Annotated in this window: 22 protein-coding genes; 16 read left to right on the forward strand and 6 right to left on the reverse strand. The window is 70.4% G+C overall.

What is annotated here, in order from left to right:
* Positions 1 to 19: 19 nt before the first annotated feature.
* The 6 genes from ACFQU3_RS05380 to ACFQU3_RS05405 are packed head-to-tail and all read right to left on the reverse strand — an operon-like array spanning position 20 to position 9,288.
* The gene (locus tag ACFQU3_RS05380; protein WP_385907522.1) at positions 20 to 451 is read right to left on the reverse strand and encodes a VOC family protein; all 432 of its coding nucleotides are present in this window, start codon (positions 449 to 451) and stop codon (positions 20 to 22) included.
* Entirely contained in the window at positions 451 to 645 is a 195-nt protein-coding gene (locus tag ACFQU3_RS05385; protein ID WP_385907524.1) for a hypothetical protein, read from the reverse strand. Before ACFQU3_RS05385 ends, ACFQU3_RS05380 begins: the two co-directional genes overlap by 1 nt.
* Complete coding sequence (locus ACFQU3_RS05390; RefSeq protein ID WP_385907526.1) at positions 642 to 1,844, reverse strand: hypothetical protein; 1,203 nt, start codon at positions 1,842 to 1,844, stop codon at positions 642 to 644. The genes ACFQU3_RS05385 and ACFQU3_RS05390 overlap by 4 nt, the downstream gene beginning before the upstream one ends.
* The gene (locus ACFQU3_RS05395; protein ID WP_385907528.1) at positions 1,844 to 3,058 is read right to left on the reverse strand and encodes an MBOAT family O-acyltransferase; all 1,215 of its coding nucleotides are present in this window, start codon (positions 3,056 to 3,058) and stop codon (positions 1,844 to 1,846) included. The genes ACFQU3_RS05390 and ACFQU3_RS05395 overlap by 1 nt, the downstream gene beginning before the upstream one ends.
* A complete protein-coding gene (locus ACFQU3_RS05400; protein WP_385907530.1) occupies positions 3,051 to 4,730 on the reverse strand; it encodes an HAD-IIIC family phosphatase in 1,680 nt (559 codons plus the stop codon). The genes ACFQU3_RS05395 and ACFQU3_RS05400 overlap by 8 nt, the downstream gene beginning before the upstream one ends.
* A 7-nt stretch (positions 4,731 to 4,737) precedes the next feature.
* The gene (locus ACFQU3_RS05405; protein ID WP_385907532.1) at positions 4,738 to 9,288 is read right to left on the reverse strand and encodes an FtsK/SpoIIIE domain-containing protein; all 4,551 of its coding nucleotides are present in this window, start codon (positions 9,286 to 9,288) and stop codon (positions 4,738 to 4,740) included.
* A 286-nt stretch (positions 9,289 to 9,574) separates the two neighbouring features.
* On the opposite strand from ACFQU3_RS05405, the gene ACFQU3_RS05410 reads away from it, so the two are divergent.
* The 16 genes from ACFQU3_RS05410 to ACFQU3_RS05485 all read left to right on the forward strand — a co-directional run bounded on the left by ACFQU3_RS05410 (position 9,575) and on the right by ACFQU3_RS05485 (position 24,637).
* The gene (locus tag ACFQU3_RS05410; protein ID WP_385907533.1) at positions 9,575 to 10,813 is read left to right on the forward strand and encodes a CpaF family protein; all 1,239 of its coding nucleotides are present in this window, start codon (positions 9,575 to 9,577) and stop codon (positions 10,811 to 10,813) included.
* Positions 10,813 to 11,679, forward strand: a complete 867-nt coding sequence (locus ACFQU3_RS05415) for a type II secretion system F family protein (RefSeq protein ID WP_385908271.1) — start codon at positions 10,813 to 10,815, stop codon at positions 11,677 to 11,679. The genes ACFQU3_RS05410 and ACFQU3_RS05415 overlap by 1 nt, the downstream gene beginning before the upstream one ends.
* A complete protein-coding gene (locus tag ACFQU3_RS05420; protein WP_385907535.1) occupies positions 11,676 to 12,653 on the forward strand; it encodes a type II secretion system F family protein in 978 nt (325 codons plus the stop codon). Before ACFQU3_RS05415 ends, ACFQU3_RS05420 begins: the two co-directional genes overlap by 4 nt.
* 55 nt (positions 12,654 to 12,708) lie before the next feature.
* The gene (locus ACFQU3_RS05425) at positions 12,709 to 12,924 is read left to right on the forward strand and encodes a hypothetical protein (protein ID WP_385907537.1); all 216 of its coding nucleotides are present in this window, start codon (positions 12,709 to 12,711) and stop codon (positions 12,922 to 12,924) included.
* Complete coding sequence (locus ACFQU3_RS05430) at positions 12,921 to 13,457, forward strand: TadE family protein (protein WP_385907539.1); 537 nt, start codon at positions 12,921 to 12,923, stop codon at positions 13,455 to 13,457. Before ACFQU3_RS05425 ends, ACFQU3_RS05430 begins: the two co-directional genes overlap by 4 nt.
* The gene (locus tag ACFQU3_RS05435; protein ID WP_385907541.1) at positions 13,457 to 13,933 is read left to right on the forward strand and encodes a pilus assembly protein; all 477 of its coding nucleotides are present in this window, start codon (positions 13,457 to 13,459) and stop codon (positions 13,931 to 13,933) included. Before ACFQU3_RS05430 ends, ACFQU3_RS05435 begins: the two co-directional genes overlap by 1 nt.
* On the forward strand, positions 13,930 to 14,436 hold the full coding sequence (locus tag ACFQU3_RS05440) for a pilus assembly protein TadG-related protein (RefSeq protein ID WP_385907543.1): 507 nt from the start codon (positions 13,930 to 13,932) through the stop codon (positions 14,434 to 14,436). The genes ACFQU3_RS05435 and ACFQU3_RS05440 overlap by 4 nt, the downstream gene beginning before the upstream one ends.
* Before the next feature lie 194 nt (positions 14,437 to 14,630).
* Positions 14,631 to 15,149, forward strand: a complete 519-nt coding sequence (locus ACFQU3_RS05445) for a lamin tail domain-containing protein (protein ID WP_385907545.1) — start codon at positions 14,631 to 14,633, stop codon at positions 15,147 to 15,149.
* A gap of 307 nt (positions 15,150 to 15,456) precedes the next feature.
* Positions 15,457 to 15,981: a M57 family metalloprotease gene (locus ACFQU3_RS05450; RefSeq protein ID WP_385907547.1), complete on the forward strand. Its 525-nt coding sequence runs from the start codon at positions 15,457 to 15,459 to the stop codon at positions 15,979 to 15,981.
* A 365-nt stretch (positions 15,982 to 16,346) separates the two neighbouring features.
* Positions 16,347 to 17,459: a peptide chain release factor 2 gene (prfB, locus tag ACFQU3_RS05455; protein WP_385907549.1), complete on the forward strand. Its 1,113-nt coding sequence runs from the start codon at positions 16,347 to 16,349 to the stop codon at positions 17,457 to 17,459.
* 162 nt (positions 17,460 to 17,621) lie between these two features.
* A complete protein-coding gene (locus tag ACFQU3_RS05460) occupies positions 17,622 to 18,209 on the forward strand; it encodes a hypothetical protein (RefSeq protein ID WP_385907551.1) in 588 nt (195 codons plus the stop codon).
* Between the two features lie 170 nt (positions 18,210 to 18,379).
* Entirely contained in the window at positions 18,380 to 19,288 is a 909-nt protein-coding gene (gene ftsE / locus ACFQU3_RS05465) for a cell division ATP-binding protein FtsE (RefSeq protein ID WP_385907553.1), read from the forward strand.
* Between the two features lie 24 nt (positions 19,289 to 19,312).
* Positions 19,313 to 20,218 carry a permease-like cell division protein FtsX gene (gene ftsX, locus ACFQU3_RS05470; RefSeq protein WP_385907555.1) on the forward strand — a complete coding sequence of 302 codons (906 nt, stop codon included), beginning with the start codon at positions 19,313 to 19,315 and terminating at the stop codon, positions 20,216 to 20,218.
* Positions 20,219 to 20,409: 191 nt separating this feature from the next.
* On the forward strand, positions 20,410 to 21,912 hold the full coding sequence (locus ACFQU3_RS05475; protein ID WP_385907557.1) for a M23 family metallopeptidase: 1,503 nt from the start codon (positions 20,410 to 20,412) through the stop codon (positions 21,910 to 21,912).
* A 170-nt stretch (positions 21,913 to 22,082) separates the two neighbouring features.
* Positions 22,083 to 22,556, forward strand: coding sequence for an SsrA-binding protein SmpB (smpB, locus tag ACFQU3_RS05480; RefSeq protein WP_385907559.1), 474 nt, complete (start codon positions 22,083 to 22,085; stop codon positions 22,554 to 22,556).
* A gap of 104 nt (positions 22,557 to 22,660) precedes the next feature.
* Entirely contained in the window at positions 22,661 to 24,637 is a 1,977-nt protein-coding gene (locus ACFQU3_RS05485; protein WP_385907561.1) for a DUF2207 domain-containing protein, read from the forward strand.
* Positions 24,638 to 24,681 lie beyond the last annotated feature (44 nt).

Here is a 24,681-nt window from a genome sequence, read left to right on the forward strand (position 1 = left end):
CAGCCGGGCACCGGGACCGTCACCGCTTCGCGCCCATCAGCTCGACGACGAGACCGCTGCGGCGCTGGACGAAGGCGATCGTCGAGTCGAAGGTGACGGCATACGTCGGCTGGGCGAGCAGGAGCGCGTCGTGGTCGAGCTCCTGCCGGAGCGAGGCCTCCAGGTCGTCCACCCAGAAGCACAGGTGGTCGAGACCACCGCCCCGGGCGAGGCGCGCGGTGACGGGGGAGTCCGCGCCCTCGAGGGGTCCCACGAGCTCGACGTCGACCCCCTCCGGCAGCCGGAGGAGCGCGCAGACCACGCCGAGCAGCTCGTCGTCGGTGGGGCCGACGACGAGCGCGCCGCCGCTGTCCTCGAACCGGCGTATGCCGCCTCCCATGTTCGCGACGACATAGCCGACGTGGTGCAGCCGGGGCGCGGTGTCGAGTCCCCGCGACGGGTCGGGCGCCATCAGTAGCCCCCGTAGACGAACCGGATCGCGTTGCTCGACGCCCAGGCGACGGCGACGACCAGGGCAGCGATCCCGAGCCCGATGCCGACCTCGATCGCGAGCTGTGCGACGACCTGTCCGGTCGTCCGTCGGGCGGTGCCCGAGGTGGTGTCGGCGGGGACGTCGCCGTGTCGGATGACGGAGTGGTCGCTCATGGTGCCTCACACAGTGGTTGTCGGCCGGTGGTGACGAGGAGGGCGCACAGGTCCCGGGCGAGGACCTCGGCCTCGTTGGTGCCGTCGAGGACGTGCGCGATGTCGCGGTAGGCCGAGGGGGCCACGCGGTCCTGCAGGCCCTGCGGGTCGAAGACGAGACGCTCGGTCGTCTGGCCCGCGGCCGCCTCGGTCAGCGCGGCTCGCAGGCTCGCGACGTAGCGCCTCGCGTCGGGCTCGGCGTACACCTTCGGGTCGATGGGGTGGACGTAGAAGTACGCATCGACCCCGGCAGAGCGCACCATCTCGAACATCTGTCGCAGCACGGCACGGTTGATCGAGGACCGCGAGGCGATCTCGCGTTCCATGATCCCCAGCTGCCTGACCGTGAGGCTGGTGCCGGGGTTCGTGGGCTCGAAGTAGGAGAACCAGAAGTCGACCGGTCGGCGGGTGGCGAGCTTGGCCAGGCCGGTCGGGGCGGGTGTCCTCTTCGGCTTCACGACATCGAGGAAGGTCCACGGCGCCGTCTGAGCGGCGATGTCGACGCCCCATTCGAAGCGGTCGCCCACGAGCGAGGGGCTGACGGTCGACAGCGCGCGCCAACCGACGTCGCCGGGGGAGACGAGGGAGGCCGCGACCGGCCAGCGGGACGGCGGCCAGAGGCTGCCACGAGCGAGGTTGCCGTCCAGGTAGCTCCACTGCTGGACGGCGAGGTCGTTGAGGACCCAGACGGGGTTGAGGCTGATGACGACGAGGTCGGGCCTGCTGGACAGGGCCGTCGAGAGTGCCGAGAGCTCGTCGGCGAGGCGGATCGCGTTGAGGTAGTAGAGGTCCGTCGACAGCTCCTTGCCATCCACCGTGCCGATGCGCTCGCTGACGAGACCCGGGATGAAGGCGCGTGTCTTGGCTCCGACGGCCATGGTCTCGGAGCCGCCGATCCACGCGACGCGGAAGTCGCCCTTGGACGCCGTCGCGTCGAAGCCGCGGGGATCACCGAGAGGGAGGGCGACGTTGCGGACCCGGGACGTGGCGAGGACGTTGTTGTAGGGCGAGTCGTCCCGGTCGCCGGGCTGAGCGGGGACCGCGACGGCGCCCGCGACGAGTGCCGCAGCGGCGACGACGGCGATGCGCAGGACCGACCAGCGGGTCACGACGAAGCCGACACGGTCATGGAGAAAGGCGAGGAAGCGGTCGGCGAGCATCAGATCAACCTCCCGTAGAACTCGGGCAGCTCCGACAGGTCGAGCAGCAGGAGCGGCAGGCTGAGCACGACGAAGACGAAGAGGAGCACGTTCGCGCCGACCCGTCGCGTGAGCGGTCGCGGCACCGGCACCGGGTGCCGGGCCACCCACCACCGATGACCGATGAGACCGACGCAGTGGTAGAGCCCGAAGATCACGAGGGGCAGCGTCAGGTCGTGCCACAGCGCGATGACCATCATCGTCGCGGCGATGGCGACGTACTGGGTCTTCGCCCGCATGCCGCCGAGCGGGACGAAGACGTTGCGCTGGGCGAACCGGGTCAGGCTCATGTGCCAGCTGTTCCAGAAGGCCTGCGGGTTGGTCTTGAGGTAGGGGTTGTTGAAGTTGGGGGCCAGGCTGAAACCGAGGGTGCGTGCCGCCCCGATGGCCATGTCGGAGAACCCGGAGAAGTTGAAGTAGAAGTAGAAGGCGAACATCGTCAGCTCGAGCCAGTGGTCGAGGGGGGAGCCGGCTCGCGTGGAGAGCGCGAAGACGTCCTGGCTGCCGCGGAGCAGGTAGGCGACGACGAAGACCTTGAACGCGCCGATCGCGATGGTGAGGACACCGCTCAGCGTGTCGTGCGGGTCCCAGCGCACGCGTCGGTCGGCCGTGGCCTCGATCTCGGTGTACTCGATGACCGGGCCGATGACGAGCACGGTCGGGAAGAAACCGTAGGCGAACTGCTGGAGCGGGGACAGCGGCGGCACGATCTCGAGCCGCACCTTGACGATCTGGTCGACGGCACGGAACGTCGCGAAGCTGAGGCCGATCGGCAGGATGAGGTTGCGGACGCGGTCGATGGCACCCGTCCACGGGCTCAGCCGGTCGACGACGCCGTTCATCCCGATGTTGAAGCCGGTGACCGACCATTCGGGCCGGATCTTCCAGACGACGAGCGGCGCCAGGGCGACGAGCACGAGCACGGTGGTCAGCACCCAGCTCGTGGGCCTGTCTCGCCACGCGGTCGCGGCGAGCTGGAGGAGGTAGACGCCGACCCAGAAGAGGATGTAGAGCGCCAGAAGCCTGGGCGCGATGAGGAAGAGCAGGTAGGCGCCGGAGAGGCCGAGGAGCAGCAGGCGGGCCGGTGCCCAGGGGGCCAGGAAGTAGAGCGGGACGAGGACGACCGTGAGGACGAGCAGGTCGGAGAAGTAGAGGAACGGGTCACCGTCAAGCATCGCGACGCACCGTGACGTGGTCGGGCACCAACGCCAGGGGCAGGGGCGCCTCGAACCGCCCCTCCGCGATCGTGGTGAAGCCGCGGTCGGGGTAGAACGTCGAGACCTGGCTGTTCTTCGCGGTCGGCCGGTAGGAGCCGCGCAGCCTGGTCGCGCCGGCGGCCACGGCGTCGTCGGCGACGCACTGGAGGATCGCGTCCTCGACCCCGCGGCGCAGCACGCGGCAGCTCATGAGGAAGGTCTCGACGTCCCAAGCGTCGTCATTGCACTCGACCACGGCCACCGCGACGAGCCCGTAGCCGCCGAAGCGGTCGGACACCTCGGCGGCGTACACCCGGTGGTCGGCGGAGGCGACGAGGGCAGCGACCTGGGCGTCGTCGCGGCGGATCGTCGTGAGGTTGAACTGGTTCGTCTTGTTGACCAGCTGCGCGACTCGGGCCACGTGGGACGGCCCCGGCGCGAAGACCCGGACGACCAGCCCGAGCGACCGGAGGAAGTCCTCGTGGGAGGGCGCCTGCGCGGCGGCGTCGCGACGGCCGGTCTCGACCCGCATCATCGCCGTGCGGCCGCGGTCCTCGGCCGAGACCCGCGCGAACCGGAACGAGGTCAGCTGTGCCGTGGTCTCGGCCACGTCCTCGGGCTCGTCGCCGACCTTGACGACCTGGACGCCGGGGAGCCGCTGGCGCACCTCGTCGAGCTCGACGTCGTTGTCGTCCAGCAGGATGAAACCGTCAGTGCCGAGGTTGAGCTCGTCGGCGACCTCTCGGAGGTTGTCGACCTTGGCGTTCCAGTCGACGCGCCGAGCGGCGAGGTGCTCGGGGGACAGGACGAGATCGCCGGCCCGGCGGGCGAAGACCTCGTCGACGTCGGGGCCGTTGTTCTTGCTGAGGAGCGCGATGAGGGCGCCGTGCGCCGCCTGGTAGACGAGTCCCTGCTGGAGGGCGCGGTAGCCGTTGCCGGGGAAGCTGTCCCCGATGACGATGCCCTCGGGGCCGTCCTCGCCGACGATCCCACCCCACAGCGTGTTGTCGGCGTCGACGGCAAGAACCTTGGGGGTGGGCCGGCCGAGAGCGCTGAGCGCCTCGCCGACGAGGGTCCCCAACGCCTGCGCGAACCGGCTGGTGAACGGCTGGTGGTACATCAGGTCGTTGCGCGTGTCGTACGCGATGGTCGTGCCGTGCAGGCGCACGAGGGCGGCAAGGTCGACGACGGTCACGGGAGCCTCGCCGATCCCGTCGACGAAAGCCTCGACGAGCCGTCCGTGGAGCACGGCGAGCCGGACGCTGCTGCGTGCGTCGAGCGGGTCGAGCCACACGAACGTCGGCACCGGTGGCGTCGAGACCACCAGCGGTATGCCGTGTGCCGCGGCCGCCTGCCCCACGAGCGTCCCGAGCTGGCGCACGTCCTCGCGTAGACCACTCGGGTCGCCGTCCTCGACGACCCATTCGGTGATCGCCGGTCCGAAGACGTCCTCGATCCGCCAGAGGACGACCAGTCGGTCGGGCGGGCGGTCGAAGCTCGTCGTCACGTCGAGCAGGGTCTGGTGGACCTGGTTGTAGTCCGCGATGACGACCTCGGTGCCGGGAGGGGCGGCGGCGAGCATCGGCTCGACGAGCGGGTGCGGGGTGAAGCTGGCAGTGACGCCCACGACGCTGCTCCCGCGCTCGTTCATCGCAGACTCAGATGTCCTCGACGCCCTTGCCCCGCAGGACGGTTCGCGCGAGACCGATCGAGCGCATCCTCATGATCTCGGACGTCTTGAGCCGCACGTCGAACGTGTCCTCGATGAGGACGACCATCTCCATCGCCGCGAGGGAGTCCCAGGCAGGAGTGTTCGAGGGGCTGGTCTCGTCGCTCAGCTGCGACGCAGGAACCTTCAGTCCCTTCGAAAAGGTCTCAAGCAGTCGATCAGTCATGAGCGGGCTCCCAGTGCGACGAGCGCTTACGGCGCAACCTACCGCAGGAAGCTCGGTCAGGTCGGCCAGCGCGACCTGGAAGCGGTGCGCCTGCCCGTCCGTGACGAGGAAGCCGCGCCCGGCTCGATGCCGGCCCGTGTCGTCGAGTCGCACGCCGAGCACGTCTCCGTCTGACGGTGCCGAGGGCGAGAGGATGAGGCCGCACCCGTCGCGCGCGATCTCGGGGACGAGACCACGGAACGCGGTGCCGGCGCGGGCCAGGTCCGCGGCCACGGCGACGAGGCCGTCGGTGTCGTCGACCAGACGTGCGGTCTGCAGCAGTGCCTCTTCGACGGCGGTGCGCTCGACGAGCTCGACGTCATCGACGAGGATGCACAGGTCCGGGTCGCGGCGGCGAGCGGCAACGAGGACGTCGCCATCGCCCGGCGCGAGCACTCTGCAGGCGCGGGTCTGCGCCCACACCCACAGGGGCGAACGTCGAGGGCAGACGGCCACGACGGATCGGCCGTTGGCGACCAGCTGTTCGCCCAGCGTGGCCAAGGCGCTGGAACGCCCGGACCGCGGCGTGCCGGCCACGAGCCATCTCCGGTGGACCGACACGTCGACCGGGAGGGCTGTCGCGGTGTCGCCGCCGACTCCGAGGACCAGGGCATCGGCGCCGTCCGGAGGGGCCGAGACGTCGGCGAGCCCGACCCGATCGGGGAGGGCAACCAACCTCCACGGCAGGCCGTCGGCGTTGGCTCCGGAGGTGCTCGCGGCATCTCGGGCGGACAGGTGAGTGACGTCGTCGACGGCGGCCATGGTGGACGCGGTCGACGGGTCGGGACCGGGCAGCGCGAGCTGGACCTGTCGGCCGGTCTGCACGTCGACGGCCCGGCCCGGCGGGCGCGTGACTCCCGCCGGCTCGGGCGCGATGCCCGCGAGCGTCAGGTCGAGAGGGTCCGGCATCTGCAGCACGAGACGACGGTCGAGCACCCCGGGCAGCCGGCCGGAGAGGACGGCCCGACCGCCACTGATGACGAACTGCACGCCGGCGGCCGGACCGTCGCGCAGCAACCGGTGGAGGTCGTCCACGGTCGCCCCGTGGTCCACGCTCGCGAGGCGTTCCTCGACGGTCTCCCAGCCGTCGACCAGGACCACCGTGTGTCGCGGACGGTGCTCGGAACCGTCCACCGCGCCGAGTAGACGCGACACCAGTCGTCGGGCGGTCGTGGGGTCGGTCGTCGTGGTGACCGTGCCGACGCAGGCGAGCCGGTCGAGAGCGGCGCACGGCCCACTCGTTCCCTGGATCACGTGGACGTGGACGTCGGACGGGTGGGTCGTGGACGCCACGCGCAGGGCGATGGCGACGAGAGCGCTCGACCGACCGGAGCGGGGTCCGCCAGCGATGCCGAGGTGTCCGTCCTCGCCGACCCGCCACCACAGGACCTCACGTCGTTGCTCCTCCGGGACGTCCGCGAGCCCCAGCGGGACGGCCGTGGCTGGATCGCTCGGGCCGGTCTGCTGCACAAGAACGTCGGCGAGACCGACGACGTCGGGCAGAGGGGGAAGCCATGGCGGAGGCGCCGACCTGATCCCGAGCCGGGCCGCTGTGACGCGGGTGGACTCGACGAGCATCGCGAGCTCGGTCGGGCTGTCAGGGCTCTCGAGGTCGCCGCCGTGTGCGGCCGCCTGCGCGAACGGCCCGTCGTGGAGGACGAGGCGCACCGGGGCCGCCGGAGCCGTTGCGCTGGCGGCCGGGCGTCCCAGGTAGGCCGTCTGAACCGTCACCAGCCCGCGGTCACCGGTCCGGAGGCAGGCTCGACCCGGCGCGCGCGGGTCGAGGGTTGCGGCGGTGGGCGAGTCGATGACGTCGTCGCTGTCGGTCCGGTCCCGCACGCGGAGCGCGATCCGGAGCGCGATGTTGGCCCGCATGTCGGCCGACACGATGCCGGCCGGGCGTTGGGTGGCCAGCACGAGATGCAGTCCGAGCGACCGGCCGAGTGCCGCGATGCGTACGAGCCCGGCGACGAAGTCGGGGTACTCGTCCGCGAGCGCCTTGAACTCGTCGACGACGATGACGAGCCGTGCGAGGGGAGGGAGCCCAGGGCATACGCGGGCCTCACGGCGGTACTCGTCGAGGTCCTTCGCGCCCGCTTCGCCGAGGAGGCGCTCGCGTCGCTTCATCTCGGCCTCGAGCGACGTCAGGGCACGCGTCGTCAGGTGGCCGTCGAGGTCGGTGACGAGCCCGGAGGTGTGGGGGAGGCGTGCGCATTCGCTGAATGCGGAGCCGCCCTTGTAGTCGACGAGGACGAACGCGAGCTCGTCAGGTCGGTTCGTCACTGCGAGCCCGGCGACGAGGGCCTGCAGCAGCTCGGACTTGCCGGAGCCCGTCGTGCCGCCGACGAGGACATGCGGGCCGTCGACGGCGAGATCGATCGCGAGCGGCCCGTCCGGCGTCTGTCCCAGGAACGCTCGTGGCCGGCCGACGCTCCGCGACCACGACGTCGAGATCCCTTCCGGTGTCAGGGGATCGACGCCGGCGGCGCGGTGAAGCGCGGCGAACGACACCTCGCGCGGCAGCGACGCCGCTCCCGCCTCCGGCGTCGCGTCCACAAGGGGAGCCAGGGCGCGACTGACCCGTTCCAGCCAGCCGGTGGTCGGAAGGTCCGGCACGACCCGGTCTAGGGTGCGCCCGTCCTCGCGCATGGACGCCGACGCGCCGGTCGTGTCGATCTCGACCGTCATCCGCGTCTCGGCCGGCAGTGACGCCAAGGTCTCGTCGAGACACAGGAACACCACTCCGACGGCGGGGCCGTCGCGGAACAGGTCCGCCAGGCCGGCCACGGATCGAAGGTCTCCGGCACCGTCGACGACCACGACTACGTCCGCCGGTGTCGCAGCCGTGCCCGCCCACGGGGTGACGTGGGCGGCGCGGCGTTCTTCGACGAGTCCGACGAGCGCGGATACGAGCGTGGCGACGGCGTCGCGACCAGAGGCGACCCGCGGCGCCATGTCGAGGTCGGCCACGTGGGGGAGGTGGCCGACCCACTCCCAGTCGGTGGCGCGCTGCACCGTGCTCACGAGGATGTGGAGGCTCACGTGTCTCGGCGTGTGCCACGTCGCGACCTGGACGGCGATCGAGCCCGCCAGCGAGAGCAGGTGCGGGCGTGGCCCGGCGACGCCGGTGACGCCGAGCCGCCCGAGGTCGAGCACCGCAGGTAGGTCGTCGACGTCCGGTGCGGGCTCGGCCGACGCACCGACGCAGTCGAGCGCCGCTCGTTGCCGTGCCGTGCCGACGCGCACCACGAGATGGTCGCCGTCCCCGGGGCGCCGCTCCCAGAGTCGGGTGCCTCGCCTCGTGGCGACCGCAGCCACCTCGGCCAGGTCAGGGTGCTCGTGACGGAGGCGGACGGCATACGCCAGGGCGGCCTCCGCGAGCTGCTCGCGGGCCACTGCCAGCTCAGCGGCGTGCTGGCGGAGCTGCCGTCGGTGGGACGAACGCCCCGCGCGCCGGTCGCTCCACCACTGACCGAGCAGGAGCACCGGCGACATGAGCGCGAAGAGAAGCAGGGCAGGCGAAGACAGTGCGAGCGCGAGCACGCCGGAGAGGACGAGCGGGGCGAGAGAGGTGAGCAGGGGCATGCGGCCGTGCTCCGGGCGGCGAGGACTCTCGGGGAAGGCGACTGTGGTCGGTGCTCGGGAGTCGCGCAGCCTCGGCTGACGGTGGACGAGGACGCGACCGTCGGACACGTCGTGACGGCCGCTGCGGACGGGCGACGGGCCGAGCACGAGCGTGGTGGAACCGATGCGCAGGCGTTGACCATCGCGGAGCGGGGCGCCTGGCGCGGACAGGGGTGTGTCGTCGAGCAGCGACGGGTTCGTCGGTTCGAGGTCCCGGACGCGGACGCCGTCCGAGCGGACGTCGATGACCGCGTGGGCGCGCGAGATGCCGGGATCGTCGAGGCGAATCGACGACGACGCCGCCCGACCGATGACGTGCTGTCCGCGCCCGACGCTCCAGACCCGACCTGCACCCGATCCGCCCGCGACCCTCATCTCGACCACGCCACTCGTCTCACGGACAGGCACGGCCGTCCCGGGCGCCCCCGCGGTGAGCAGGGCCCCTTGGAGCAGCGGCGGTCGTCCGAGCGTCGCGTCGTCGACCGGTTGTCCGTCGACGGCGAAGGAGAGCACCTGGTCACCACCGCCCAAGGCGGCCGCCAGGTCGGCGCGGACCATGCTGAACGGGGTGCCGGAGGGCGCCTCGATGGTGACGTGACGGCGCTGCCCTCCGGCCTGGGTGAGGACGACCACGGACATGGTGAGACGCACGGCGCTCCCTTCTTGCGAGGTGCCATCAGAGCGCAGAGGAGCGATACCCGGCGGGCTGTGTGCACAGCTGTGGAGGACACCGGCCGCCGGGCCCGCCGGCGGCTAAAGTGCCCGGTTCATCGCGGCTGAATGCACCGGGGGGCGCGGGACGCTCGCATCGCGCGGCACGCGCGATCCTGTGGATGACGCGCACGGGACGTCTGGCGCTCGGTCTAGCTTGAACAGGCCAGATCGGGACACTCCCGGCAGGATGTCCTGCGAAGGAACTACAGGGGTCAGGGGAAGCATGTCGACACAGGAAGCCGTGCGCCACGTCGAGGGTGAGGTGCGCGAGCTGATCCGCCGCTCCGGACTCGACCCGGCGAGCGACACCAAGGCCGTGCGTCGGCTCGTCCAGGACGCGGTGCAGGACTACGACGAGCGCTCCCTCCACGGTGGGCTGCCGTCGCTCGGTGACCAAAGACTGGCCGTGCACTCGATCCTCGCTGTCGTGGCGGGTTACGGGCCTCTCCAGCAGTACTTCGACGACCCGGCGGTCGAGGAGATCTGGATCAACGAGCCCAGCAAGGTCTTCGTGGCGCGCGGAGGTGTGGCGGAGCTGACACCGACGATCCTGACCACCGACGACGTCCGCGACCTCGTCGAGCGCATGCTCAAGAGCAGCGGGCGTCGCGTCGACCTCAGCAGCCCGTTCGTCGACGCGACGCTCCCGGACGGATCCCGACTGCACGTCGTCATCCCCGACATCAGCCGCACCCACTGGCAGGTCAACGTCCGCAAGTTCGTCGTCAAGGCCGATCACCTCGATGACCTCGTCCGGCTCGGCACCATGCCCCGCCAGGCGGCGACCTTCCTCGAGGCGGCGGTGGCCAGTGGGCTCAACGTCCTCGTGGCCGGTGGCACGCAGGCGGGCAAGACGACGCTGCTCAACTGCCTTGCGGCCGCGATCCCACCGCGCGAGCGCATCGTCACGTGCGAGGAGGTCTTCGAGCTGAAGATCCCGCAGCGCGATGTGGCCGCGATGCAGTGCCGGCAGCCCAGCCTCGAGGGCACCGGCGAGGTGCCGCTCCGACGCCTCGTCAAGGAGGCGCTGCGGATGCGCCCGTCGCGCATCATCGTCGGTGAGGTGCGGCAGGAGGAGAGTCTTGACCTGCTCATCGCCCTCAACAGCGGGGTGCCCGGGATGTGCACCGTGCACGCGAACAGCGCCCGCGAGGCCGTGACGAAGATGTGTACCTTGCCGTTGCTCGCCGGCGAGAACGTGTCGAGCCGCTTCGTCGTGCCGACGGTCGCAGCAGCGGTCGATGTCGTCGTCCACGTCGCCCTCGAGCGCGACGGGGTCCGACGCGTGCGTGAGATCGTCGCGGTGCCGGGTCGAGCCGAAGGCGACGTGATCGAGGTCGCCGACCTCTTCGTCACGAGAGCCGGCGCCCTTCGCCGTGCCGACGGCTTTCCGCCACACCGCGAGGCGTTCGAGCGGGCCGGCTACGACGTGGCCGCACTCCTGGCCCAGACGGACTCATGATGTCCCCGCTTGCGATCGGTCTCCTTCTCGGGGTCGGCGTCTTCTTCGTCTACTGGTCGTTCTGGCCGCTGGAGCAGACACGGGAGAAGACCGACCGCGGCGGCTTCATGGTGGAGCTGCGCGACCACCTCACGCAGGCTGGCTACACCTCGTTGACGCCGGGCAACGTCGTCGTCGGGTCCGTCGTGCTCTTCGCGGTCGCGTTCGTGCTTGTCCTGGCTGTCGTGCGCGTCGTCCCCATCGCACTGTGCTTCGCCGTGATGGCCGGCGGTGTGCCCCTCACACTCGTCCGCGGGCGGGCACGCAAGCGCCGCAGCAAGCTTCGTGACCTCTGGCCCGACGTCGTGGACAACATGACGTCCGGCGTCCGTGCTGGCCTTGCACTGCCGGAGGCGCTGTCGCAGCTCGCTGCACGTGGCCCTGCCGAGCTGCGGCCGGCTTTCGCGGCGTTCGCCGAGGACTACCGCACGACGGGCCGTTTCCACGACTGTCTCGACCGGCTCAAGGACAGGCTCAGCGACCCCGTCGGCGACCGCATCGTCGAGTCGCTCCGCATCGCGCGCGAGGTCGGAGGAAGCGATCTCGGCAAGCTGTTGCGAACCCTGTCGTCGTTCCTGCGCGAGGACGCGCGCACGCGGGCCGAGCTCGAGACGCGACAGAGCTGGACGGTGAACGCCGCCCGGCTGGCGGCGGGCGCGCCGTGGGTCATCCTGGGCCTGCTCGCCCTCAACGGGGGCTCACTGGCGGCGTACTCCTCGCCCACGGGATGGGTGGTCCTCGCCGTCGGCGCCGGACTGTGCGTCGTGGCCTACCGGGCGATGATCTGGATCGGCCGTCTGCCCGAGGAAGAACGGGTGCTGCGATGAACGCCGCCGCGGACCAGGTCGTGGCACTCCTCGGCGACGGCTGGTCCTGGGTGGGTGCGACGGCGGGCCTGCTCATGCTGGCCGGGCTCGCCCTGGTCGTTGCCGGCCTTCCGGCGAGCCGGCGTCCGACGCTCGACGACCGCCTCGAGCCCTACCTGCGTGACACGCCGCGTCCGTCGAGCCTGCTGACGCGGCCCGCGCCGGCTCGCGGACCGTTCGGTTTCGGTGAGCTGTTCGCGCCGTACGTGGGCCGTCTCGGCGCCCGGGTCGACGCGGTCCTCGGCGGCGCACCCTCGGTGGCGCGCCGTCAGCTCCGGGCCGGACTCCCTGCGGACGTGGACCGCTTCCGGGCCGAGCAGGTCCTGTTCGGGGCACTCGGCGGTCTCGGCGGCATGGTCTTCACGGCGGTGGTTGCCGTGGCCCAGCGGCGCTTCCCGGTGCCCGTCCTGGTGGCGATGGTCCTCGTCGGCGTCCTCGGGGGCGTCGCGGCGCGCGACTACGCGCTCAGCCGGGCGGCCGCGCGTCGGGAGGCTCGCATGCTCACCGAGTTCCCCACGGTCGCCGAGCTGCTTGCGCTCGCCGTGAGTGCGGGGGAGGGGGCGGTCGGGGCGCTCGAACGCGTCTGTCGCCTCTCGCACGGGGAGCTGTCCGACGAGCTGCGGCGATGTCTTGCCGACGCCCGCGCCGGCGCCAACCTGCCGACGGCCCTCCAGGGTCTTGCCGACCGAACCGGCCTCATGAGCCTGACGCGCTTCGTCGACGGGATCGTCGTGGCGGTGGAGCGCGGCACGCCGCTCGCCGAGGTGCTTCGAGCCCAGGCTCAGGACGTGCGCGAGGACGGGCGCCGCGCCCTGATGGAGGAAGGGGGACGCAAGGAGATCTACATGATGGTCCCGATCGTCTTCCTGACCCTCCCGGTCACCGTCCTGTTCGCGCTCTACCCAGGGCTCAGCTTCCTCCGGTTCAGGCTGTGAGACCGGCGACCGGCCCACACGACACCCGCACGTCCACGACAGGGAGACAGAAGAGATGAACCGCATCATCACCGCTCAGGTCCAGGCCCGCGCCGCACTCCGGGACGCCGTCGCCGGCCGGATCGCCGGCCCACGAGACCGTGGCGACGTCCCGGGCTGGGTCCTCGTCACGATCATGACGGCCGGGCTCGTCACAGCGCTCTGGGCGATCGCCGGTCCGCAGCTCGGCGACCTGTTCAGCGAGGCCATCTCGGACGTCAAGGGACCGTGAGACCGCGAGGCCACGGCGGGGGGTCTGTCCCAGCACGATGGCACGTCCATTCGCTGCTGAGCCTCGAGCGCTGGGCGGCCGGCACGCCGCGCCGCGGCCACGGGCCACCTGCCAGTCGCACCGCCGCCGCGACGCACCCGCGCGAACGCGGTTCTGCCGTAGCGGAGTTCGTCATGGTGGCGGCCCTGCTGCTGTTCGTCGCCATGGGCGTGTTCCAGCTCGGACTTGCTCTCTACGTGCGCAACACGCTGATCTCCGCGGCTTCGGAGGGCGCGCGCTTCGGGTCGCGGGCAGACGCCCAACCCGCCGACGGGATCGCGCGCGCTGAGTCGCTCATCACCAATGCCCTGGGCGCGTCCTTCGCCCAGGACGTCAGCGCCTCGCGCTCAGTCACTGCCTCCGGGGTCCGCGTCGTAGAGGTGAGGGTCTCGGCGCCACTTCCGGTGATCGGTCCGATCGGACCGTCCGGCTCTCTCACGGTGTCCGGCCGGGCCTTCAGCGAGGAGCAGGTCGTCGCTGGGGATCAGCCGTGATGCGAGTCGAGCTCCTGGTCAGGCGCGTCTCGCGCGGGCAGCGGACCAGCTCCGCCTCGGCAGACGAGGGCCGCGCGATCCTCGAGTTCATCTTCCTCGGGGTCCTTCTCCTGCTGCCGCTCACGTACCTCGTCCTGACCGCCGCACGCATCCAGGCTGCCTCCTTCTCCGCGTCCCTCGCCGGCCGCGAAGCCGGCCGTGCATTCGTCACGGCACCGAACGACGACGTGGCCTTCGCTCGCGCCCGGGCGGCGGGCTCCCTCGCGTTCGACGACTTCTCCTTCGACACGGGAGCTTCGGTCGACGTCGCGTGCGACGGCACACCCTGTCTGAGGCCCGACGGCTCCGTGACCTCCACGGCAACCATCGAGGTCCAGCTGCCGCTCGTGCCCGACTTCATCGCGAACCACGTCCCCGCGTCGGTCACCGTCTCGTCGACACACGTCGCCACCGTCGACCGGTTCGTGGCTCGATGAGCAGGTATGCCGTGGGGCTCGCCGGGAGGGTCCGCCACGTCGGCTGCCGCCTCGGTGTCGATCGCCGGAGCGAAGCAGGGCAGATCGGCATCCTGGTCCTCGGTCTGTTCGTGCTGGTCTCACTTCTGGTCCTCGGAGCCATCGACGTCACTGCAGCGCAGCTCGCGCGGATGCGTCTGCTCGACGCCGCCGACTCAGCCGCCCTCGATGCCGCGGACGCCCTCGACGAGCGTTCCGCGTACGAGCACGGCGTCGTCGACCGGCTCGCGCTCACTGACGTGTCCGTGGCCGAGGCGGCCGCAGCCCACCTCGCCCGGACGCCGATGCCACCCGGCATCACGGCCTGGTCTGTCGTGCCGGACACCGGCGTCGCGGACGGGTCGACGGCCGTGGTCACGGTCCAGGCCACCGCGACCCTTCCCATGAGCGGTTGGGTGCTCGACTCCCTCGGCGGCAACGTCACGATCACCGTCACGTCGCGGGCCCGCGCACCGCTCGGCTGACACTCCCACCAGCAGGCGTGCAAATCTGGCAAAACGGTCACGCCCGCGCCGTTTGCGCACTACCGTCCGTCCACGACGCCCGCGCCGCCTCAGCACGTCCAATGCCGGTGGCGCGCCCGCGTCTCAGACAGGGAGCGGTGGCGCCGTCCTTCGGGCGGCGCCACCCGCATTGCCGCGACAGACAGGGACACACCGTGCGCACGTTCACCATCGGGGAAGCCAACAGCCCAGCCGCCAAGGCAGCCACCAAGGGAGCCAGCAGGGCGGCCACCAGGACCCTGGTCGCTGCCACCGCCGCCGCCCTGGCCGTGGCGGCGCCGATCGCCACCGCGACCTCGGCGCAGGCATTGCCCGCGATCTTGATCTACAAGGTCCAGTACGACTCACCCGGCTCCGATACCGGTAGCAACACGAGCCTCAACGCCGAGTTCGTCGTCATCAAGAACACCACCCGCAGCAATCGTGTCCTCACGGGATGGACTCTGCGCGACAAGACCGGTTACACGTACAAGTTCCCCTCCTTCACGCTGAAGGCCGGGGCCGTCGTCACCATTCACACCGGACGCGGAACGGCGAGCTCGACGCACCGCTACTACAACCGGAGCTGGTACGTCTGGAACAACACGGGCGACACGGCATACCTCCGCAACGCCTACGGCACGACCGTCGACACGTGCTCCTGGTCGCGGTCAGGCACCTATACGTACTGCTGAGCACGCTGCCGCTCGTGCGGCACGCACCGACCGTCGATGGCCCGCCCCAGTCACCCGGGGGGCGGGCCATCGGCCGTTTCAGCCCCGGGACGGACCTGTGAGGAAAAACCAAGAAACTCCCAGTCGAGGTCAAGAAACCGTCAAAAAAGCCTCAACAATGCATAAGTCCGATAATTTGGACAAACAGCGCCAATACCCCTCGAGACCACTTCCCCGTACGGGTGGTCTCGGCGTCTGTCCGACAAAACCGCATGGAGCCACATCAGAGCTGAGCCCCCAGCAGAACCCCCACAGCAGGAGAAGGCACATGAAGCGGATCATCTTCGTCGTACTCGCAGCAGTCGGCCTCGCCCTCGCGGTGGCCGCCCCGACCCAGGCCGCCAAGCCGGCCCCGACCGCGGCAGTCGCGGCGTACTGGGGCCACTGGGTGTCCCCGGCCCTCGTCTACGACGGCACCGGCGGCAACAACTCCTACAAGGTGTCCGAGGCCGTGTCCGAGTGGCGCAAGTCCGGGTGGAACGTATCCATGACGAGCGACTCGGCCAAGGCCAACATCAAGGTCTCCGCCGCGATGTCGACGATCGACGGCGCCGTCGGCGACGCGAGCGTCGTCTCGAGCGGTGGCGTCATCACTGCGTGCACCGTCAAGCTCGACCCGCTCTTCATGACACTCAATGTCGGTGAGCACCTCGCGATCCACGAGCTCGGCCACTGCGGCGGCCTGCCGCACTCGACGTCGACGAAGAGCGTCATGTACCCGTCGGCCAACTCCAACACCGCCCTCACGCGTCCCAGCGCCGCGGACATCCGCTGGATGGCCGGCAACTACTGATCCAGCGCAGCATCTGCTCGGGGGAGCTTGCACCGCAACCACATCGGGGCCACGGCTGATGCCGTGGCCCCGATGCCATGCCCCGATCCCGCGCCCCATGCCTCCCGGCCGAGGAACCGACGCTCAGCAAGCCGTCGTCATGGTGTGAGCGCCGTGAGGTACGCGTGCCGGAAGGGAACTGCCGCATCGTGCCGTCCTTGTAGTGGTCGGAGCCCCACGCAGGGCCTTCCCTGGATTCCCTCGAGTCCGGAAAGGGGCCGGTTCCCGCATCCTCACCCGACCGCTTGACGCCGTCGATGGGAAGCGCTGCCCGGCCGACCCCACGCGTACGCCGGGGCCTGCCCGCTGCCGTAGGCTGACCCATCGTGGCTGTTGACTTCACGCAAGAGATCAAGGACCTGCGCGCGACGATGGACTCCGTGCGCGGGGTCACCGACCTCGACGTGCTCGCCAAGACCATCGACGACCTCGAGCAGCAGGCCTCCGCCCCGGATCTGTGGGACGACCCCGACAAGGCCCAGCAGGTGACGAGCGCGCTCAGCCGCGCCAACTCCGAGCGTGACCGGGTCGTCGAGATGGACCAGCGCATCGAGGACCTCGAGACCCTCGTCGAGATGGGCCAGGAGGAGAACGACGCCGCCACGCTCGAGGAGGCCGAGCGCGACCTCGCCAAGCTGAAGAAGGACATCGGCGAGCTCGAGGTGCGCACCCTGCTGTCGGGTGAGTACGACGAGCGCGAGGCCGTCGTCACGATCCGCTCCGGCGCCGGTGGCGTCGACGCCGCCGACTTCGCCGAGATGCTCATGCGCATGTACCTGCGCTGGGCCGAGCGTCACGGCTACCCCACCAAGGTCATGGATACCTCGTACGCCGAGGAGGCCGGCCTGAAGTCCGCCACCTTCGAGGTCAACGTGCCGTACGCGTTCGGCCACCTCTCCGTCGAGGGCGGCACGCACCGTCTTGTGCGGATCAGCCCGTTCGACAACCAGGGCCGCCGCCAGACGAGCTTCGCCGCGGTCGAGGTCATCCCGCTCATCGAGAGCGACGACTCGATCGAGATCCCGGAGAACGAGCTGAAGATCGACGTCTTCCGCTCCAGCGGCCCGGGCGGCCAGAGTGTCAACACGACCGACTCGGCCGTGCGCATGACGCACCTGCCGACGGGCATCGTCGTCTCGATGCAGAACGAGAAGTCGCAGATCCAGAACCGCGCCGCCGCCCTGCGCGTCCTCCAGTCGCGCCTGCTCCTGCAGCGCAAGGCGGAGGAGGCCGCGGTCAAGAAGGAGATGGCGGGCGACGTCAAGGCGAGCTGGGGCGACCAGATGCGCTCGTACGTGCTCAACCCGTACCAGATGGTCAAGGACCTGCGCACCGAGTACGAGACCGGCAACCCGACCGCCGTCTTCGACGGCGACATCGACGGTTTCATCGAGGCGGGCATCCGCTGGCAGATCGGGCAGAAGCGCGCCGAGGTCTGACATCCGGACGATCTCCGGTTTTCGACGGGCGAAGCGGGCTCAGCGCTCGTAGGGTCGCGTCGTCGGCTCCACCCGACGGTGGTCCGCGGCTTGGACTGACCTCCCGGTGAGCTCCGCCCAGGGCGGGTCGGCGCAACTCACGCCTGCCCGAGAGGTTCCTCCATGCCCGCCCTCCACCGCATCCTCACGGCGCTGGCCGCCGCTGTCGCCCCCGTGCTCGTGACCTTCGCCCCTACCGCCTCCGCCTGGGCGTCCGCCACGTCCACGACATCCTCCACGTCCAACGCCTCCACCGCTCCGTCCGTCGTCCCTGCCGGGGGCGCCGCCACGGGCGTCGCCGCCAGGGGTGTGGTCGCCGCCGCGGTCGCTGCTGTCAGCTCGACGTCCGTACCGTGCAGCAGCGTGCGGCAGATCGGCGACAGGAAAGTCGTCTCGGACCTCGGCATGTCGGCCTTCACGGTGCGCCAGCTCATCGGTTGGTGCAGTGACGCGAGCGGCTCCGCGTGGATGAACTTCGCGTCCGTCTACGTCTGGGACCAGTACCACGACCGCGGCTTCGCCTACCGCTCGTACGCCGGCATCGCGGTCCGCGGGGAGCCCGAGACCCGGGGCTTCACCGCGAGCGCCACCCGCCAGCAGCTGAGCTACTCGACCCCGGTCCGCACGACGGCCCTGTGCACGCAGGGCTGGGGCAAGCTCTACCGCTCGGGGGCGGAGTCGGCGCCGGGCCTGACGACGCTCGTCTGCTGAGCCGGCTGGAAGGGGCGGGTCGCCACGCCCGGACCTGCCGTTTTCCGGTGGTTTGACCCCTGCCGGACGTAGCCTCGTAGGCGGTCCCTGAGTGCCGACGTATGCCGGCACGCGCGGACCCAGCCCAGCCGCAGTCCTGCTGATGCCGAGTACGAGTCGAGGCCCGACGCATGATCCTCTTCGAGAACGTCACGAAGACCTACCCGCGGACGACCCGTCCGGCGCTCGACGACGTCAGCCTCGAGATCCCGCGCGGCGAGTTCGCCTTCGTCGTCGGCACCTCGGGCTCCGGCAAGTCGACGATGATGCAGCTCGTCATGAAGGAGCAGGACGTCACCCGCGGCCGCATCCTCGTCGCGGGCCGCGAGCTCGACCGACTGCCCGAGCGCAAGGTGCCGGCCCTGCGCCGCGAGATCGGCTGCGTCTTCCAGGACTTCCGCCTGCTGCCCAACAAGACCGTCTTCCAGAACGTCGCCTATGCGCTGCAGGTCCTCGGCAGCAGCCGCGCCCGCATCCGCCAGACGGTGCCCGAGACCCTCGAGCTCGTGGGCCTCGCAGGCATGGAGAAGCGCATGCCGCACCAGCTGTCCGGTGGTGAGCAGCAGCGCGTCGCGATCGCACGGGCCTTCGTCAACCGCCCGCCGATCCTGCTGGCCGACGAGCCCACGGGCAACCTCGACCCGGACACGAGCCTCGGCATCGTGCAGCTGCTCGACCGGATCAACCGCACCGGCACGACCGTCGTCATGGCGACCCACGACACCGTCACCGTCAACGCCATGCGCAAGCGTGTCATCCGCCTCGACCGTGGCGTGCTCGTCAGCGACATGGAGGCCGGCGACTACACGACGGGCAGCATCCCGCGCATCCGTCTCGACGAGGAGACCGGCGCACCGCGCCGCGCCGACGAGCCCGAGGTGGCCGACGGTTTCGACGACGCCGACCCGACGGCCTACGACGACGGTGACGAGGACGACGACCCCGACGCGCTGCCGCCCATCGGTCGGGACGCCGATGCGCCGCGCCCGAAGGGCGGAATCTTCCGTCGGCGCAAGGCCATCCAGACGAGTGACCGCTGAGCGCGAGACGGAGCGAGACACGACATGCGATTCCAGTTCCTGCTCGGCGAGATCGGCAACGGCCTGCGGCGCAACCTGTCGATGGCGGTGTCGGTCGTCATCGTCACGATGATCTCGATGTACCTCCTCGGCCTCGGCCTCATGGGCCAGCGACAGGTCGACACGATGAAGGACTACTGGTACGACCGCGTCCAGGTCACGGTCATGCTCTGCGCCGAGAAGACCCGGTTCACCAACTGCGCAGGCGAGCCCACGACCGAAGCACAGCGCACGGCGATCAAGGCCGAGCTCGAGGCGCTCAAGCCGACGGTCAAGGAGGTCTACTACGAGTCGCGCGACGAGGCGTACGAGCGGTTCAAGCAGACCTACAAGAACTCTCCGCTGGCCCGTGCGGGTGAGTCGTACTTCGCAGACTCGTACCGCGTGAACCTCAATGACGCCAACAAGTTCGACGTCGTGGCGAGCTCGATCAAGGGCATGCCGGGAGTAGCCGACGTCCAGGACCAGAAGAAGCTCCTCGAGAAGTTCTTCACCTTCATGAACACCGTCTCGTGGGCCGCGATCGCGCTGTCCTCGCTCATGGTCCTCGCCGCGGTCATGCTCATCTCGACGACGATCCGCCAGACCGCCTTCAGCCGCCGGCGCGAGACGGGCATCATGCGTCTGGTCGGCGCCTCGAACTTCACCATCCGGTTCCCGTTCGTCATGGAGACGGTCCTTGCGAGCGTCTTCGGGGCGGTGCTCGCGATGGGCATGCTGTGGGCCACCGTCCGCTACGGCGTCGTGGGCTTCCTCAGCCAGACCCTCACCGACACGGCCTTCATCGGGGTGCCTGACGTGTACTACGTCGCGCCGTTCATCGTCGTCGGGGTGGTCGTGCTGTCGAGCCTCACGTCGTGGGTCACGCTGCGCCGCTACCTGCGCGTCTGAACGCCCGGTTTACGCAAGATTTCCCTAATCCCAAGACTCCGAGGCGGTCACGGCGCATTCTGGTCCGGTCGTGCTCGGCGCCCCTTGGGGGCTCGCCGAGCATCCACTACTCAAGGGGGCAGAAAGTCATGTTTGCGCTGATATCTGCACAACCTCAGTGACGTGTGGTACCAATGGAACATATGTGGCTCATGAGGCGTTCTGAGAGGGGCAAGCCCGCGACCAAGCTGACGGCCGCTGGGCTTGTCCTCGCATGCTCCGTCTCCGTGGGCACGGCGCTCGTCGCGCGCGCCGACTCGGTCTCTGACCAGAAGAAGAAGAACGACAAGAAGATCGCGCAGCTCGGCCAGCAGCTCGAGGGCACGAAGGCTTCGCTCGCCCGCGCCTACGTCAACCTCGAGCGCACCAACGCCGCGATGCCGCTCGCACAGCAGCGCGTCGTCGCGGCGCAGGGGGCGCAGGCCCGTGCCGAGGCCGCGCAGGCCGCCGCCGAGGCCACCGAGGCCCGCGCCATCGCCGCCGAGGGCAAGGCCCGCGCCCACAACGAGGCCGTCGCGCAGAAGCTCGCGGTCGCCCTGGCCAACGAGCAGCGCGCCAAGGAGCAGCTCGCCAAGAGCGGGGCCGAGCTCGTCACGAGCCAGGATGCCCTCGACTCGTACGCCGCCGAGGTCTTCCAGGGCTCGGGCCAGGAGTCCCAGCTCGGCATGGTCTTCGGCTCGACCTCACCCGAGGACTTCGCCAACCGTCTCCTCATGGCCGACACCGCGAGCGCCGTCGCCAGCGACACCATCGACAAGCTCGCGGCGATGACGGCCGACAACACCTCGACCCGCGCGTATCTCACATCGGTGCGCGGCGAGATCGCCGAGCTGAAGCGTCAGGCCGAGGCCGCGCTCAGGGCGGCCGAGGCTGCAGCTGCCGCAGCGACCCAGGCCAAGAACCAGGCCATCATCGCCAAGAACAACGCGGTCATCGCCGCGCAGAACGCCGCCGCGGCCAAGGCGCAGCTGGACCAGCTGAGGTCGAAGCAGTCCGCCTTTGCCGCCGACCTCGCCGTCCAGCGCAAGAGCGAAGCCGCGGCGCTCAGCTCGGCCCGCGCCGAGTCCTCTCGCCTCCAGGCGATCCTCGCCGAGCGGGCCCGTCTGGCCCGGATCGCCGAGCAGAAGCGCCTCGCCAAGCTTCGCGCCGAGCGCGCGGCGAAGATCCGCGCCGAGCGGGCCAAGGCCGCCGCCGCGAAGAAGCGTGGCCAGGTCTACATCCCGAAGACGCCTCCGCCGGTGCAGGGCGACTCGACGCCGTCGAACTACCTCAGCTACCCGGCCATCGGCCCGACGACGTCGGGCTTCGGCATGCGCTGGCACCCGGTGCTGCAGAAGTGGATGCTCCACGACGGCCTCGACTGGGGCATCGCCTGCGGCACGCCGGTGTATGCCGCCGCGCCGGGTGAGGTCATCCGCGCCGGTTGGCGCGCGAGCGGTTGGGGCAACCAGGTGCTCATCGACCACGGCATCCACCGCGGCATCGACCTCGTGACGAGCTACAACCACCTGTCGAGCATCGTGAAGTGGGGCGGCTCGGTGAGGCGTGGCCAGCTCATCGGCTACTCGGGCACGACGGGCTACTCGACGGGCTGCCACCTGCACTTCGGCACCTACGAGGACGGCACGCCGGTCAACCCGCGCAACTGGCTCTGACCCCGCGGGCGCCGACGCGCACGCCGTCGTGCAATGCGTCGTGCACTGCGTCCGCGCAAAACCGACTCCGAGTCGTGGCTACCTTCGGGGTAGCGTTGGTGCGCTGACCGCACGGTGCGGTCGCGCAGGCGCGAGCAGTCGCGCGTACACCGAGTCGGAAGGACGGTCAGGTGCCCAAGGAGAAGGGGCGGTCGCTCATCGCGAGCAACCGCAAGGCCCGGCACGACTACCTCATCGAGGACACCTTCGAGGCGGGCATCGTCCTCTCCGGCACCGAGGTCAAGGCGCTGCGGATGGGACGGGCCTCGCTCGTCGACGGCTTCGCGATGTTCACCGGCGACGAGCTGTACCTCGAGAACGTCCACATCCCCGAGTACCTCAACGGCACGTGGAACAACCACGCGCCGCGGCGCAAGCGCAAGCTGCTGCTCCACCGTGCCGAGCTCGAGAAGATCGCGCACAAGACCCGCGAGAGCGGGCGCACCATCGTGCCGCTCTCGCTCTACTTCAAGGACGGCCGTGCGAAGGTCGAGATCGCCCTGGCCACCGGCAAGAAGGCGTACGACAAGCGCCACGCGCTGCGCGAGCGGCAGGACCGGCGCGAGGCCGACCGGGCCTTGAGCGCCGCCAACCGTCGGCGCTGACCGCCCTGACATCCCCGACACGACGTGCGGCGGCCCGGAACCGGACGCGCACCCGCCGCGTCCGGTGTCAGGATGCAAGGGACCAACGACGTGGAGGGACCCCGATGGGCGGATCGATCGGATCGAGCGCGACGCGCGCCCGGCGCCTGGGGGTGCTGGGGGTCCTGCTCGGGGGCCTGCTGCTCCTCGCCGGGGTCGTCGTCCCGGCGGGTGCGGCGCACGCGGCGGGCGACGAGGGCATGGACTCCTACGTCGCCGTCTACGACGTCCAGCCCGACGGCAGCATGAAGGTCACTGAGACCATCACGTGGCGGTTCCCGAACGGTGAGCAGCGGCGCGGGATCTTTCGCAACATCGTCGTGCGGATGGGTTACAACGACGAGGCCGACCGGTACCGCTACTACGAGCTGACCGATGTCGCCGTGACGAGCCCGAGCGGTGCCCCGGACGCGTTCCGGGTCAGCGACAACGGGGCCGCCAAGGAGATCCGCATCGGCGACCCTGACCAGTACACGAGCGGCACGCAGGTCTACCGCGTGAGCTACACCCTCCACGACGTGCTCAACCCGATCACCGCCGACGGCACGCCCGCGACGGGCACGGCGGCGGCCGACACCGTCGAGCTCAACTACAACGTCTTCGGGACCAACGAGTTCACCGAGCGCGACCGCGTCTCTGTCACGGTCAACGCGCCGGCGGCTGCGACCAAGGTCCTGTGCTTCGAGGGCGAGCAGGGGTCCGACACGGCGTGCCAGGGTTCACCGGGCAACCCGTCCCGCTTCTCGGCGTCGGGCCTCGGCTCGGGCGAGGCGATGACGGTCATCGCCTCGTACCCCGCCTCGGCCTTCGGAGACGTTCGGCCGGACGTGCGACAGGGCGACTCCGAGTCCTCCATCGGTTCCGACGCCGCGCCCGCCGCGAACGCAGCCGCCTGGGTGGGAGGCATCGGCGCCCCCGTGCTGGCCCTTGCAGTCATGGGCACGCTCGTGTGGACGCGCGGGCGCGACGAGCGCTACGCCGACCTCACACCAGGGCTCACGCCGTCGTTCGGCACGGGGGCCGTCGGCGACGGCACCCCAGGGGCGGTCACGACCCGCGGCGGCAGGACGACGGTCGCCGTGCAGTTCGCGCCGCCACAGGGCGTTGCGCCAGGCATGGTCGGCACGATCCTCGACGAGACGGCCAACCCCATCGACGTGTCGGCCACGGTGATCGACCTCGCGGTGCGCGGCTTCCTGCGCATCGAGGAGAACGACGCCGGCGGCATGTTCAGCCGCACCGACTGGACCCTGACGAGGCTCCCACCGCCGCCGACCGAGCACCTGCTGCCCTACGAGAGCCTGCTGCTCGACCGGATCTTCTCCAGCCGGGGCGACGTCGTGCGTCTCTCGGAGCTGAAGAACACCTTCGCGAGCACGCTCAAGCGCGTCCAGTCCTCGATGTACGCCGAGGTCGTGCAACGCGGCTGGTTCCGCTCCTCGCCCCAGACCCAGCGCGGCGTCTGGCAGGGCCTGGGCCTCGTCATCGCCGTCCTCGGCGGCCTCGTGCTCTTCTACGGCCGGCCCGCCGTGAGTGCCATCCTGCGTGGCGGCTTCGGCGGGGGAGTGGCGCTCGGCGTCGGACTCGTCGTGGCGGGCCTCATCGTGTGGTTCCTCGGCGGCCGGATGGCGGCCAAGACGGCTGAGGGCTCCGCCGTGCTCGCCCAGTCCCTCGGCTTCAAGGAGTACCTCACGACCGCTGAGGCGGGGCAGATCGAGTTCGAGGAAGCGAGCAACATCTTCAGCCGCTACCTTCCGTATGCCGTCGTCTTCGGTGTCGCGGACAGGTGGGCCACGACGTTCGCCGAGGTCGCGAAGGCGGCCGAGGCCGCGAACCACCCGCTCGCGATGCCGACCTGGTACGTCTGGAGCGGCAGCACGTTCCCCGACTTCACCAGCATCGCCGACGGCGTGGACTCCTTCTCGACGACCTCGACCGGCACCTTCACCTCGACCCCTGGGTCGTCCGGCTCGTCGGGCTTCTCCGGTGGTGGCGGCTTCTCCGGTGGAGGTGGTGGCGGGTCGTCGTCCGGCTCCTGGTGACGCTGGGGATCGCGCACGACGGGTCCAGTCACGCGCTGCCGCGG

Origin of the sequence: Terrabacter sp. GCM10028922, assembly GCF_042666095.1 — a bacterium.
GTDB lineage: Bacteria > Actinomycetota > Actinomycetes > Actinomycetales > Dermatophilaceae > Terrabacter.